At 72.4% G+C, this 12,284-nt stretch carries 10 protein-coding genes; 6 read left to right on the top strand and 4 right to left on the bottom strand.

What is annotated here, in order from left to right:
• Positions 1-263: 263 nt before the first annotated feature.
• Genes FHS23_RS13985 through FHS23_RS13975 form a run of 3 tightly spaced genes read right to left on the bottom strand, consistent with a single transcriptional unit; the run spans position 264 to position 3,430 of the window.
• Positions 264-1,418 carry an acetyl-CoA C-acetyltransferase gene (locus tag FHS23_RS13985; RefSeq protein ID WP_183654634.1) on the bottom strand — a complete coding sequence of 385 codons (1,155 nt, stop codon included), beginning with the start codon at positions 1,416-1,418 and terminating at the stop codon, positions 264-266.
• 9 nt (positions 1,419-1,427) lie between these two features.
• Positions 1,428-2,252: an SDR family oxidoreductase gene (locus FHS23_RS13980; protein WP_183654631.1), complete on the bottom strand. Its 825-nt coding sequence runs from the start codon at positions 2,250-2,252 to the stop codon at positions 1,428-1,430.
• Positions 2,249-3,430, bottom strand: a complete 1,182-nt coding sequence (locus FHS23_RS13975) for an acyl-CoA dehydrogenase family protein (RefSeq protein WP_183654628.1) — start codon at positions 3,428-3,430, stop codon at positions 2,249-2,251. The genes FHS23_RS13980 and FHS23_RS13975 overlap by 4 nt, the downstream gene beginning before the upstream one ends.
• Before the next feature lie 72 nt (positions 3,431-3,502).
• Between FHS23_RS13975 and FHS23_RS13970 the strand changes: the two genes are divergently transcribed.
• The 5 genes from FHS23_RS13970 to FHS23_RS13950 are packed head-to-tail and all read left to right on the top strand — an operon-like array spanning position 3,503 to position 9,445.
• Positions 3,503-5,077, top strand: a complete 1,575-nt coding sequence (locus tag FHS23_RS13970) for a FadD3 family acyl-CoA ligase (RefSeq protein WP_183654625.1) — start codon at positions 3,503-3,505, stop codon at positions 5,075-5,077.
• Positions 5,074-6,000: an enoyl-CoA hydratase gene (locus tag FHS23_RS13965; RefSeq protein WP_183654622.1), complete on the top strand. Its 927-nt coding sequence runs from the start codon at positions 5,074-5,076 to the stop codon at positions 5,998-6,000. The genes FHS23_RS13970 and FHS23_RS13965 overlap by 4 nt, the downstream gene beginning before the upstream one ends.
• Before the next feature lies 1 nt (position 6,001).
• Positions 6,002-7,138 carry an acyl-CoA dehydrogenase family protein gene (locus tag FHS23_RS13960; protein WP_183654618.1) on the top strand — a complete coding sequence of 379 codons (1,137 nt, stop codon included), beginning with the start codon at positions 6,002-6,004 and terminating at the stop codon, positions 7,136-7,138.
• Positions 7,135-8,151, top strand: coding sequence for an acyl-CoA dehydrogenase family protein (locus FHS23_RS13955; protein ID WP_183654615.1), 1,017 nt, complete (start codon positions 7,135-7,137; stop codon positions 8,149-8,151). The genes FHS23_RS13960 and FHS23_RS13955 overlap by 4 nt, the downstream gene beginning before the upstream one ends.
• Positions 8,141-9,445, top strand: a complete 1,305-nt coding sequence (locus FHS23_RS13950; protein ID WP_183654612.1) for an acyl-CoA dehydrogenase family protein — start codon at positions 8,141-8,143, stop codon at positions 9,443-9,445. The genes FHS23_RS13955 and FHS23_RS13950 overlap by 11 nt, the downstream gene beginning before the upstream one ends.
• Here the strand turns inward: FHS23_RS13950 and FHS23_RS13945 are convergent.
• Complete coding sequence (locus tag FHS23_RS13945; RefSeq protein WP_183656031.1) at positions 9,432-10,223, bottom strand: aldo/keto reductase; 792 nt, start codon at positions 10,221-10,223, stop codon at positions 9,432-9,434. The two genes, FHS23_RS13950 and FHS23_RS13945, sit on opposite strands and share 14 nt — an antisense overlap.
• Positions 10,224-10,440: 217 nt before the next feature.
• Between FHS23_RS13945 and FHS23_RS13940 the strand changes: the two genes are divergently transcribed.
• A complete protein-coding gene (locus FHS23_RS13940) occupies positions 10,441-12,186 on the top strand; it encodes a CHAD domain-containing protein (RefSeq protein WP_183654609.1) in 1,746 nt (581 codons plus the stop codon).
• The last annotated feature ends 98 nt before the right edge of the window (positions 12,187-12,284 follow it).

Raw genomic sequence — 12,284 nt, 5'->3', positions numbered from 1 at the left:
CCGCCGTGCCGCCGCCGGTGCGATCCGGACCCGCCGTGTCGCAGGTTCCGGAGCCCGTGTTGCCTCCCCAGGGGCCCGTGTTGCGTCCCCAGGGGCCGGTGTCGTCGATTCAGGGACTCGGGGTGTCGATTCCCGGGACGATGAACCGGCACCCGGGCCGGTGTGGTCGCCGGCGCGTCGGGACGGCGCCGAGTGTCGACATGGCGATGTGACGTCGCAACGCTCGGACGGGCGGCGGTGGGCGACGGCGGGAGCAACCGGCGTCAGGCGAGGCGTTCGATGATCGTGACGTTGGCCGTGCCGCCGCCTTCGCACATGGTCTGCAGGCCGTAGCGGCCGCCGCGGCGTTCCAGCTCGTGCAGCAGGGTGGTCAGGAGCTTCGTGCCGCTGGCACCGATGGGGTGGCCGAGCGCGATCGCGCCGCCGTTGACGTTGACGCGGTCCGGGTCGGCGCCGGTCTCGTCGAGCCACGCCAGCACCACGCTGGCGAACGCCTCGTTGACCTCGAACAGGTCGATGTCGTCGACCGACAGACCGGTCCGGCGCAGCGCCCGCGACGTCGCGGGGATGGGACCGGTGAGCATCCACACCGGGTCGGCGGCGGAGACCGACAGGTGGTGGATCCGGGCGCGCGGGGGGAGTCCGTGGCGGCGGAGGTAGTCCTCGGACACGACGAGCGCCGCGCTCGCGCCGTCCGAGATCTGACTGGCCGTGGCCGCCGTGATCAGCGAGTCCTCGGCCAACGGTGGCAGCCCCGCCATCTTCTCCGGCGTGGTCCCGCGGCGTGGTCCTTCGTCGGCCGTCAGCTCGGCGAGCCCGCTGAGTTCGGCGTCGAAGATCCCCTCGTCGGCGGCGCGCAGCGCACGCTCGTGGCTGCGGTAGGCGTAGGCCTCCATCTGCTCACGGGTGATGTCCCAGTGCCGTGCGATCATGTCGGCGCTGCGGAACTGGGATACCTCGACGTCGCCGTAACGCTTGTGCCAGCCCGCCGAGCCCGACAACGGATCGTCGAAGCCGTATTCGCGGCCCGCCAGCATGGCGGCGCTGATCGGGATGGCGCTCATGTTCTGCACGCCGCCCGCGATCACCGCGTCGGCCGTGCCGGACAGCACCGCCTGCGCGGCGAAGTGGACCGCCTGCTGGCTCGACCCGCACTGTCGGTCGACGGTCACGCCCGGTACGTGATCCGGCATGCCCGCGGCCAGCCATGCCGTGCGGGCGATGTTGCCCGACTGCGGGCCGAGCGTGTCGGTGCATCCCAGGATGACGTCGTCGACGGTCGCCGGATCGATCCCCGCCCGTTCCACGAGCGCACCGAGCACGTGCCCGCCCAGGTCCGCGGAGTGCACAGTGGACAGTGCGCCGCCGCGTTTGCCCACGGGAGTGCGGACGGCGTCGACGAGGTAGGCCTCGGCCATGGATTCCTCCTACGGATGCTGGCTCGACACGGACACGGTCTCGCCCGTGAGATAGGTGGCGTAGCCGGACGCGAGCCACACCATGACGTTCGCGATCTCCCAGGGTTCGGCCGCCCGGCCGAACGCCTCGCGGCCCGCGAGCTCGGTGAGCAGTTCCTCGCTCGTCACCTTGGCGAGGAACGGGTGCGCGGCCAGACTCGGCGCGACGGCGTTGATACGAATGCCGTGCTCGGCGACGTCCATCGCCGCGCAGCGGGTCAGTGCCATCACCCCGGCTTTTGCCGCTGCGTAGTGTGCCTGGCCCTGCTGCGCCCGCCAGCCGACGACGGAGGCGTTGTTCACGACGACCCCGCCGCCCCCCTGGGCGACGAACCGCCGCGTCGCCGCGCGCGTGCATCGGAACGTGCCGTTCAGTGTGATGTCGAGGACGCGGGACCACTCGTCGTCGGACATGTCCAGAATGGACTGTGTGCCACCCAGTCCCGCGTTGTTGATCATCACGTCGATCCGGCCGAAGCGATCGCACGCGGCGTCGATCAGCGCCACCACCTGGTCGTCGTCGGTCACGTCGCAGGGCACGGCGTGCACCTCGCCGAACTCCGCGAGCTCCTCGGCCCTCTCGGTCAACCTGCGCTCGTGCCAATCGCTCACGACCACCCGTGCGCCCTCCTCGAGGCAGCGCTTCGCCGTCGCCGAGCCGATGCCCGTTCCCGCCGCCGCCGTGACCACCACGATCCGCCCCGCCAGCAGGTCGTGCGGCTTCGGGTACTCGGGTGTCGGTGAGTGCTTCGGTGCCGGTGAGTGCTCCGGTGTCGTCGTTGCCGGTTCGGTCATCGGCGTTCCTCCGTGTTCCTGGGTTCCTTGGGCAGTCCGAGCACCCGTTCGGCGATGATGTTCCGCTGGATCTCGTCGGAGCCGCCGTAGATCGTGTCCGCGCGGCTGAACAGCAGCAGCCGTTGCCACTCGTCGAGGTCGCCACCGGTCGTGAGGCCGCGGGCGCCGCGGGCGCGCATCGCCAGTTCGCCGAGCCGCCGGTGCCAGCCGGCCCACAGCAGCTTGCCGACGGCGACGTCGGGCCCGGGCTCACGTTGCAGCGTGCGGAGTGCGTGCGCGCGCAGTACCCGCAGGTCGATCCGGGCGCGGGCGAGGTCGTCGCGGAGCACCGGGTCGTCGATCGTGCCCGTCGCGCGCGCCTGCGCGACGATGCCGTCCAGCTCGCGGCGGAACCCGATCTGCTGGCCCAGCGTCGACACGCCGCGTTCGAAACCGAGCGTGCCCATCGCGACGCGCCAGCCGTCACCCGGCTCGCCGACGACCAGTCCCGCCTCGGTGCGGGCGTCGTCGAAGAACACCTCGTTGAACTCGGACGTCCCGGTGAGCTGCGTGATCGGGCGGACCGTGACGCCGGGCTGGTCCATCGGCACGAGCAGGTAGGAGAGTCCGTGGTGCCGCGTCGACCCGGGTTCGGTGCGCGCGACGACGAAACACCAGTCCGCGACGTGTGCCAGCGACGTCCAGATCTTCTGGCCGTTGAGGATCCAGCCCGGGCCACCGTCGCCGCCTGCGCCGGGTTCGAGGCGGGCCGTGGTCGACACCGCGGCGAGGTCCGACCCGGCACCCGGTTCGGAGTAGCCCTGGCACCACAGCTGCTCGACCGCGCGGATCGGGGGCAGGAACCGCCGCTGCTGCTCCGGGGTGCCGAACGCGATGAGCGTCGGCCCCAGCAGTTGCTCCCCGAGGTGGCTCACGCGTGCGGGTGCGCCGGAGGCGGCGTACTCCTCGTGGAAGATCACTTGTTCGGCCAGTGACAGGCCGCGGCCGCCGAACTGGGTGGGCCAGCCGACGCACGTCCATCCCGCGGCCGCGAGGTGGCGTTCCCACGCGAGTCGTGCCTCGAACGCCTCGTGTTCCCGGCCGGGGCCGCCGAGTCCGCGCACGCCGGCGAACTCGCCGGTGAGGTTGTCGGCGAGCCAGGTGGCCACCTCTCGCCGGAATCGCCCGTGGTTTTCCACTCACACCTCCTGCTACCGTGCGCTAGCATAATAAGAACACGTTCTAGATTTCTCGTCCAGCAAGGGAGCGGGATGAGCGAGACAGGAACTCCGGTGACGATCCCGCAGGCGTTGCACGCTGCGTCGGCACGGTTCGGTCACCGGGAAGCGATCGTCGACGGGTCGGTGCGGATCACGTTCGATCAGCTTCTGAAACACGTTCGCATTATGGCCCGGGCCTTGCTGGCGCGCGGTGTCCGCAGCGGTGACCGCGTGGCCGTGAACTCGCCCAACACGCACCACTGGGTGATCGCCGCGCTCGGCGCGCACTACGCCGGGGCGACGCTGGTGCCGATCAACACCCGGTTCACCGGTTCCGAGGCGGCCGACCTCATCCGCCGCAGCAGGGCCGCGGCGCTGATCGTCGCCGGGGACTTCCTGGGCACCGACCGACTCACCGACCTCAGGGCCGCCGCAGGAGAAGGGGACCTCGACACTCTCCGCCTGGTCGTGCGGGTGCCGCTGCCCGGGCCGCTCCGCCCCGATCCGGTCGCCGTCGACTGGGACGCGCTCGGCGAGGTGGCCTCGGCCGTCGACCCGGCCGAGGCCGATGCGCGCGCCGAGGCGGTCGGCGCCGACGACATCGCCGACATCCTGTTCACCTCGGGTACCACGGGCCGCAGCAAAGGGGTGCTGTCGGCGCACCGCCAGTCGCTCGACGTCGCTGCCGCATGGGCCGGCCGCGGCGGCCTCACGTCCGACGACCGGTACCTCGTGGTCAACCCGTTCTTCCACAGCTTCGGCTACAAGGCGGGTGTCCTCGTCGGGTTGCTGACCGGGGCCACGCTGGTGCCGCAGGCCACCTTCGACGCGACGGCCGCGCTCGAGCTGATCGAGCGTGAGCGGGTCTCGGTCCTGCCCGCGGCGCCGACCGTGTTCCGGACCCTGCTCGACCATCCGGACCGCGCGGCGGCGGACCTCTCGTCGCTGCGGCTGGCGGTCACCGGCGCGGCCACCGTGCCGGTCACACTCGTCGAGCGGATGGGCGACGAGCTCGGATTCGACGTCGTACTCACCGCGTACGGCCTCACCGAGGCCGTCGTCGCGACGATGTGCGAACCGGGCGACGACCCCGCCACCATCGCGCGCACGTGTGGCCGTGCGGCTGCCGGGTTCGAGGTGTGCATCGGCGACCGCGACGAGGTCCTGCTGCGCGGCCCGAACGTCATGCGCGGCTACCTCGACGACCCGGAGGCGACCGCGCAGGCGGTCGACGTCGACGGCTGGTTGCACACCGGCGACGTCGGGCGGCTCGACGAGGCGGGCAACCTGTCGATCACCGACCGGCTCAAGGACATGTACATCTGCGGCGGATTCAACGTCTATCCGGCCGAGATCGAACAAGAGCTGTCCCGTGTGGACGGCGTCGCGGAGGTGGCGGTCGTCGGCGTGCCCGACACGCGCCTCGGCGAGGTGGGCAAGGCGTTCGTCGTCGCGGCCGACATGGCGGCGGGCGGGCCGCCGTCCGAGGAGACGCTGCTCGAACACTGCCGGCAGCGCCTCGCCAACTACAAACGTCCCCGCTCGGTGGAGTTCGTCGGCGACTTGCCGCGGAACGCGTCGGGGAAGGTCCTCAAACGCCTGCTGGGCAAGGAGAAAGTGGCATGACCGACGAGAGCACGTCCGCCGGGAACAGCGTCGGCGGGTACAGCCCCGACGGGAGCCGGGGCGAGGGCGATCGGGCTACGGGTTCCGGCGAGGAGACCGTGCGGTACGAGCGCCGCGGCGCCGTCGCCGTGGTGACGATGAACCGGCCGGAGTACCGCAACGCGCAGAACTCGGTGATGACCTACGCGCTCGACGCCGCGTTCGCGCGTGCCGTCGACGATCCCGAGGTGAAGGTGATCGTGCTGGCGGGGGAGGGTAAGCACTTCTCCGCGGGTCACGACATCAGCTCGCCGGGGCGCGACGTGGACGTCAGCTACGACCGCAAGGCCGTGCTGTGGTGGGACCACACCGACCGGGAGGGCGGCGATCGCCGGTTCGCCCGTGAGTCGGAGGTGTATCTCGGCATGTGCCGGCGCTGGCGGGAGATCCCGAAACCCGTGATCGCCTCGGTGCAGGGCGCGTGCATCGCCGGCGGGCTGATGCTGGCGTGGGTGTGCGATCTGATCGTGGCTTCGGAGGACGCGTTTTTCGCCGATCCCGTGGTGCGTATGGGCATCCCCGGGGTCGAGTACTTCGCCCACCCGTGGGTGCTCGGGCCCACGGCCGCCAAGGAGGTGCTGCTGACCGGGCAGCGGTTCGGCGCACAGCAGGCCAAGGAGTGGGGCATGGTCAGCCGGGTCGTTCCCCGCGAGGAGCTGCGGGACACGGCTCTGGGCCTGGCCGACACGATCGCCGAGATGCCCGCGTTCGGCCTCACGCTGGCGAAGAAGGCCGTCAACCAGGCGCAGGACCTGATGGGCATGCGCTCCGGAATGGACTCGGTGTTCGGTCTGCACCACTTCGCCCACGCCCACAACGCCGAGACGCAGGAGGACCCGCTGGCGGGGCAGACGGCGAAGTCGATGCGCGACTCGGGGAGCTGACATGGACCTCGACATCGATCCGGAGTCGGCGATCTTCCGCGACGAGGTGCGGGCGTGGCTCGCCGACAACGTGCCGCGGCGGGGCCTGCCGTCGATGGACACGGCCGAGGGGTTCGCGGCCCACCGCGAGTGGGAGGCGCAGCTCGCCGACGCGCGGCTGTCGGTCGTCACCTGGCCCGCCGAGTACACCGGCCGGGACGCCTCACTGCTGCAGTGGCTGCTTTTCGAGGAGGAGTACTACGCGGCGGGCGCACCCGGGCGCGTAGGGCAGAACGGCATCTTCATGCTCGCCCCCACGCTGTTCGCCCACGGCACCGCGGAGCAGCGCGACCGGATCCTGCCCGCGATGGCGCGGGGCGAGCAGGTGTGGGCGCAGGCGTGGTCCGAACCGGAGGCGGGCAGCGACATCGCCGCACTGCGGAGCCGGGCGGTGCGCACTCGCGGAGGCTGGCTCGTCTCGGGGCAGAAGACGTGGAGCTCGCGGGCGGCGTTCGCGGACCGGGCGTTCGGTCTCTTCCGCAGTGACCCGGACTCGGAGCGACACCACGGGCTGACGTACCTGATGCTCGATCTGCGCGCCGACGGCGTCACGGTGCGACCCATCCCGCAACTGGACGGCGAGCCGGGGTTCGCCGAGTTGTTTTTCGACGAGGTGTTCGTGCCCGACGAGGACGTGATCGGGCGACCCGGGGACGGCTGGCGGGTGGCGATGACCACCGCCAACAACGAACGCGGTCTGTCGCTGCGCAGTCCCGGCCGGTTCCTGGCCTCGGCCGACCGCCTGGTGCGCCTGTGGGGCGAGCGGGGCGAGCCCGTGGCGACGGCGGCGCGGGTGGCTGACGCGTGGATCGACACCCGCGCCTACCAGCTCTACACCTACGGCACCGCGACCCGACTGGCCGACGGCGAGCGGCTCGGGCCGGAGTCGAGTGTGAACAAGCTGGCCTGGTCCGGCGTCGACGTCGAACTGCACGAGACCGCACTCGACGTGCTCGGCGCGGACGGGGAACTCGCCTCGCCGTGGGTCGACGGCTACCTGTTCTCGCTGGCGGGCCCGATCTACGGCGGAACCGACCAGATCCAGCGCAACACGATCGCCGAGCGCGTGCTCGGCCTGCCCCGGGAGGAGCGCCGATGAGGTTCGCGTTGTCACCCGAGCAGCGGGATTTCGCCGCGGCGCTGGACGAACTGCTGGCCGGATCCGACACGCCCGGTGTCGCACGGGAGTGGGCGGACCGTCGGTGCGAACCGGGGCGAAAGCTGTGGCGTGACCTGGCCGATCTCGGGGTCTGGGGACTGCTCGTGCCGGAGGACCTCGGGGGAGCGGGTGCGGAACCGGCCGACGCCGTGGTGGCGCTCGAGGCGTGCGGCTACCACGCGGTGCCGGGGCCCGTCGTGGAGACGGCCGTGGTGGCGCCGCGACTGTTGGGCGGTGACGAACTCGCCGGCGTCGCCGCGGGCGAGTCGATGGCGACCGTCGCGATCCCGCCTGAGGTGCCGCGGGCTCTGGACGCCGACGTGGCGGACGTCGTGCTGCGGCTCGACGGCGAGTCCGTCACGCGCGTTCCCTCCGATGTGGACCCGGGCGGCAGGGTGCCGTCGATCGACGCGGCGCGGGGCCTGTTTCCCGTACCCGAGCACGGCGTGCCGCTCGGTGCCGCGCGGCCGCACGCCGTCGAGTTCGGTGTGCTCGGGGTGTCGGCCCAACTGGTCGGCGCGGCGCGGCGGATGCTGGGAATGGCCACCGAGTACGCGATGCAGCGGCGGCAGTACGGCAGGCCCGTCGGGCAGTACCAGGCGGTCAAGCATCTGCTGGCCGACGTCACGGTGCGCCTGGAGATGGCGCGCCCGCTCGTCGACGGGGCGGCGGTGACACTCGCCTCCTCCCTCGATCCGCCGGGTGCCGACGTTCCGGGTGCGGGGGCGGCGGCGATCGTGCGGGACACGTCCGCGGCCAAGGTCGCCGCCACCCGCGCTGCGCTCCTGGCGGCCCGCACGTCGCTGCAGGTGCACGGTGCGATCGGGTACACGGCCGAGCACGACCTCGGTCTGTGGCTGACGAAGGTCCGCGCGTTGGCGGGCGCGTGGGGCACAGCGGACGCCCACCGCGGCAGGGTGTTGACGGCCGTGCGGGGTGGCCATGGCGGCTGACGGACGTGAGGAGGAGCGGGCGGCGCTGCGTGACGCCGTGCGTGGACTGTTGGAGAAGCGTTCCGACGTCCGCGCCGTGATGGCGTCGCCCGGCGGTCACGACCCGGCGGTGTGGTCGCTGCTGTGCGAGCAGATCGGTGTCGCGGGCCTGGCGCTTCCCGAGGACTACGGGGGTGCCGGCGCGGGGCTCGCGGAGGTGGCCGTCGTGGCTCACGAGCTGGGCCGCACGTTGACGCCGAGTCCGTTGCTCGGCTCGTCGGTGCTGGCCGCACGGCTGCTGCGGGAGTCGGCGGACGAGGCGGCGTGTGCGCGGTTGCTGCCGGGCATCGCCGACGGCAGCAGGCCCGTTGCGGTGGCGTGGACCGGCGAGGACGGCGCGTGGTCCGACCGGCCCGCCGTCACCGCGATCCCGGGTGGGCTCGAGGGCACTGCGCGGGCCGCGTTCGAGGGCACTGCGCGGGCCGCGCTCGAGGGCACTGCGCGGGCCGCGCTCGAGGGCACTGCGCCGGCTGCGCTTGAAGGCACAGCGTCGTACGTGCTCGAAGGCACCGCGTCGTACGTGCTGGACGGGGACGAGGTGGACACACTGCTGGTTCTGGCGTGCGACGGTGGGAACGAGGCGGGCAGCGACGGCGGGGTGGCGCTGTACGAGGTGGAGGGCGCGGCCGCCGGGGTGAGCCGCCGCGACGCCGAGGCGCTCGATCCGCTCCGCCGCCTCGCGACGGTCACGTTGTCCGGGGCCGCGGGGACGCGACTCGCGGCCGTTTCCGCGGAGGCGTTGCGGCGGGCACGCAGCGAGGCGGTCGTCGTGCTGGCCGCGGAGCAGACCGGGGCGGCGGAGCGTGCCCTGGAGCGGACGGTCGAGTACACGCTGCAGCGCCGCCAGTTCGGTAGGCCGATCGGGAGTTTCCAGGCGGTCAAGCACCGGCTGGCCGATGCGTTCGTCCGGCTGGAGACCGCGCGGTCGGCCTGTCACGCGGCGGTCGGGTCCGCGGCAGGCGGGTCGGACCCGGCCGGGGAGGACGCGGCGGTGGCGAAGGTCGTCTGCTCGGAGAGTCTGCAGTACATCGCGGCGGAGATGATCCAGCTGCACGGCGGCATCGCGATCACGTGGGAACACGACGCCCACCTGTACTTCAAGCGGGCGCACGGCAGCGCCGCGTTGTTCGGACCGCCGCAGCGGTACGTCGACGAGCTGGGTGTCGGCGATCCGGACCCCGATGGGCCGGGCGCCGACGAGCCCGTCGCCGACGGAACCGCTGCGGCGGGGGCGGCCGCCGTCAGCGGCGGTTGAACGTGTCCGGGTCCGGGCCGGTCCGTTCGCCGCGGTCGAGTTCGGCCAGCCGGGCCATGTCACCGTCGTCGAGGGCGAAGTCGAACAGCGCGAGATTCTCGGCCATGCGTGTGGGCGTGACCGACTTCGGGATGATCACGTTGCCGAGCTGCAGGTGCCACCGCAGCACGACCTGTGCGGGGGTGCGGCCGTGTTTGTCGGCGAGTGCGGTGACGGCCGGGTCGGAGAGCAGGTCACCACCCTTGGCGAGCGGGCTCCACGCCTCGGTGACGATGCCGTGGGCGGCGTCGTACTCGCGGACGGCGGCCTGCTGCAGGAACGGGTGCTCCTCGATCTGGTTGACCGCAGGCACGATGTCGGAGTTCTCGGCGAGGGTGTCGAGGTGGTGCGGCTGGAAGTTCGACACACCGACGGCCCGCGCCCTGCCCTCGGCGTTGATCTTCTCCAGCGCCCGCCACGTCTCCGGGTACAGGCCGGCATCGGGAACCGGCCAGTGGATCAGGTACAGGTCGACGTAGTCGGTGCCCAATGCGGCCAGGCTCGCGTCGAACGCCTTCAGTGCCGCGTCGTACCCGTGCGCGTCGTTCCACAGTTTCGTGGTGAGGAACAGGTCCTCGCGCGGGACGCCGGAATCGCGGATGGCCCGGCCCACGCCGGACTCGTTGCCGTACAGGGTGGCGGTGTCGATGCTGCGGTAGCCGGCCTCGAGCGCGGCCGTCACCGCGACGGCGGTCTCGTCGGGCGGCACCTGGAACACGCCGTACCCCACCTGGGGCATGGTCACGCCGTTGTTGAGCTCCACCACCGGAATATCGTTCTCGGTCACTTCGCTGAGCCCTTTCCCTGGGTCGTTTCACTGCGGATGCCGGAGCGAGTCTCGCCTATCCGGCGGCGGGCGGCACGGCGTGGGGGTCGATCTTCGACGGTGCCGATCCGGCACGGGTGACGTACAATTCCCGGCCCGGCACAGAAGCGAAGGGCGCGAGGAGGCTGCTGTGCGAGAGGACGCGGAAACACCGTCGGCGGTCTTCGCGACGGTGCGGGGTGAGGGCGAGCCGACGCGCGGTGAGGCCGACGCGGTGCTCGCGGCACTCGCCCCGGCCGGTGGGCAGCGCTACACCCTCGAGGCGGGCCCGCGCCGCATCCGCAATCGCACGTACCTCGACACGGCCGACGGGCGCCTGCGGCGCAAAGGCGCGCGGTTGACCCACGATCGCGCCTCCGGCGCAGGCACGTTGACGGCCGTTCGCGGCGGCGACACGGTCAGCACGCCGCTGTCCGGACCACCGGAGTGGCCCGCGCTCGCCGACGAGCTGCCCGAGGGCGACGTCCGCGACCTCGTCGCCGGGCCGATGTGGGTTCGCGCCGTCGGCCCCGTGCTGCGGGCGCGCACGGTGACCCGCGAGGTGTGGGTGCGCGACGGCGACGGCGACGGAGCCGTGGTCGCCGGTCTGGTCTGGCGGGAGACGACGGTGCAGGAACCGGTGCGTACGGCACCGCTCATCCGCGTGGACGTGCTCACCGCGGGAGTCGGCAAGCACGCGAAGCGGATCCGTAAGGCGCTGTGCGCATCCGGTTCGGAGGCCGGCGACGAGGGCGGTGCGGGTTGGCGTTTCCGCAAGCACTCCGGTGACCTCTACGAGGAGCTGCTCGCGGAGGCCGGACTGCCGGACCGGCCCGAGCCTCCCGAGTTCACGCCCGACACGCCCGCCGACGTCGCCGTGGCCCTGGCGCTGCGGGCGCACGCCCGGTCCGTCGCCGCCAACGTGGACGGCACGATCGGCGACGTCGACACCGAGTACCTGCACGACCTGCGCGTCGCCGTGCGGCGCAGCCGTTCGCTGCTGAAGCTCGCGGGTGACGTGCTGCCGTCACGGCCGGTCGAGCGGCACACCCCGGCGCTGAAGTGGCTCGGCGACGTCACCGGCCCTACGCGTGATCTCGACGTCTACCTGCTCGGCTTCGACGAGCTCGCGAGCAGGCTGACCGCGGGCGAGGCCGGCGATCTCACCCCGTACCGCGAGCACCTGCAGCGCGAGCGGGACACGGCCCGTCGCGCGCTGGTCCGTGCCTTGCGCACCCGCAGGTTGGCCAGGCTGCTCGAGGAGTGGCCCGCCGCGCTGACGGAGGTCATCGGCGACGGCGACACGGGCGACGGCGACACGGGCGACACGGGCGAGGACACGGACACGAGCCGCAGGGAGCAGAGCAGCGGGGAGGCGGACACCTCGGGCGAGGCCGCAGCGGGACGGGACGGCGCCGCCGCGGGGTCGGGTACCGCGGGCGGTGACGCCGTCCCGGACGTCCGGACGTTCCTGCGCGACCGGCTCGCGCGCACGGCGAAGAAGGTGACGCGCAACGCGGCGGCCATCACCCCGGAATCACCCGCCGAGGACGTGCACGACCTGCGGAGACAGTGCAAGGAGCTGCGGTACCTGCTGGAGTTCGCGCGGCCGCTGTGCCCGGCCGCCGAGTACGCGGCGGTGTTGAAGCGGCTCAAGAAGCTCCAGGACATCCTCGGTGCGTTCCAGGACGGCGAGGTGCAGAGCGACGGGCTGAGGGAACACGCGGGCCGGATGCACGAGGCGGGACGCGCGCCCGCGGGCACGTTGCTGGCCATGGGGGAGCTGGCAGGTGCCTTCGCGATCGACCAGCAGCAGGCGCGCCGCGACCTGACCGCCGCGCTGCGCCGGTTCCTCGGGAAGGACATGCGGGCCCGGATCACCTCGCTGGTGCGCTGAGCCGTCCGGTATGCCCTGCCGTCCGGTATGCCCTGCGCCGTCCGGTGCGACGGGCGGCTGTGACGGGCGACTGTGACGGGCGGGCCGGTGGCCGCGGG

The sequence above is a fragment of the Prauserella isguenensis genome (assembly GCF_014191605.1).
In the GTDB taxonomy this organism is placed as follows: Bacteria; Actinomycetota; Actinomycetes; order Mycobacteriales; family Pseudonocardiaceae; genus Prauserella; species Prauserella isguenensis.
Note: the sequence above shows the minus strand (reverse complement) of the source record. Positions and strands in the feature narration are given on the sequence as shown.

Coding starts and splice junctions, on each gene's coding strand:
- FHS23_RS13965 (WP_183654622.1), top strand. CDS start 5,074: ATGACCGACGAGAGCACGTCCGCCGGGAACAGCGTCGGCGGGTACAGC.
- FHS23_RS13950 (WP_183654612.1), top strand. CDS start 8,141: ATGGCGGCTGACGGACGTGAGGAGGAGCGGGCGGCGCTGCGTGACGCC.
- FHS23_RS13960 (WP_183654618.1), top strand. CDS start 6,002: ATGGACCTCGACATCGATCCGGAGTCGGCGATCTTCCGCGACGAGGTG.
- FHS23_RS13945 (WP_183656031.1), bottom strand. CDS start 10,223: ATGCCCCAGGTGGGGTACGGCGTGTTCCAGGTGCCGCCCGACGAGACC.
- FHS23_RS13955 (WP_183654615.1), top strand. CDS start 7,135: ATGAGGTTCGCGTTGTCACCCGAGCAGCGGGATTTCGCCGCGGCGCTG.
- FHS23_RS13985 (WP_183654634.1), bottom strand. CDS start 1,418: ATGGCCGAGGCCTACCTCGTCGACGCCGTCCGCACTCCCGTGGGCAAA.
- FHS23_RS13980 (WP_183654631.1), bottom strand. CDS start 2,252: ATGACCGAACCGGCAACGACGACACCGGAGCACTCACCGGCACCGAAG.
- FHS23_RS13970 (WP_183654625.1), top strand. CDS start 3,503: ATGAGCGAGACAGGAACTCCGGTGACGATCCCGCAGGCGTTGCACGCT.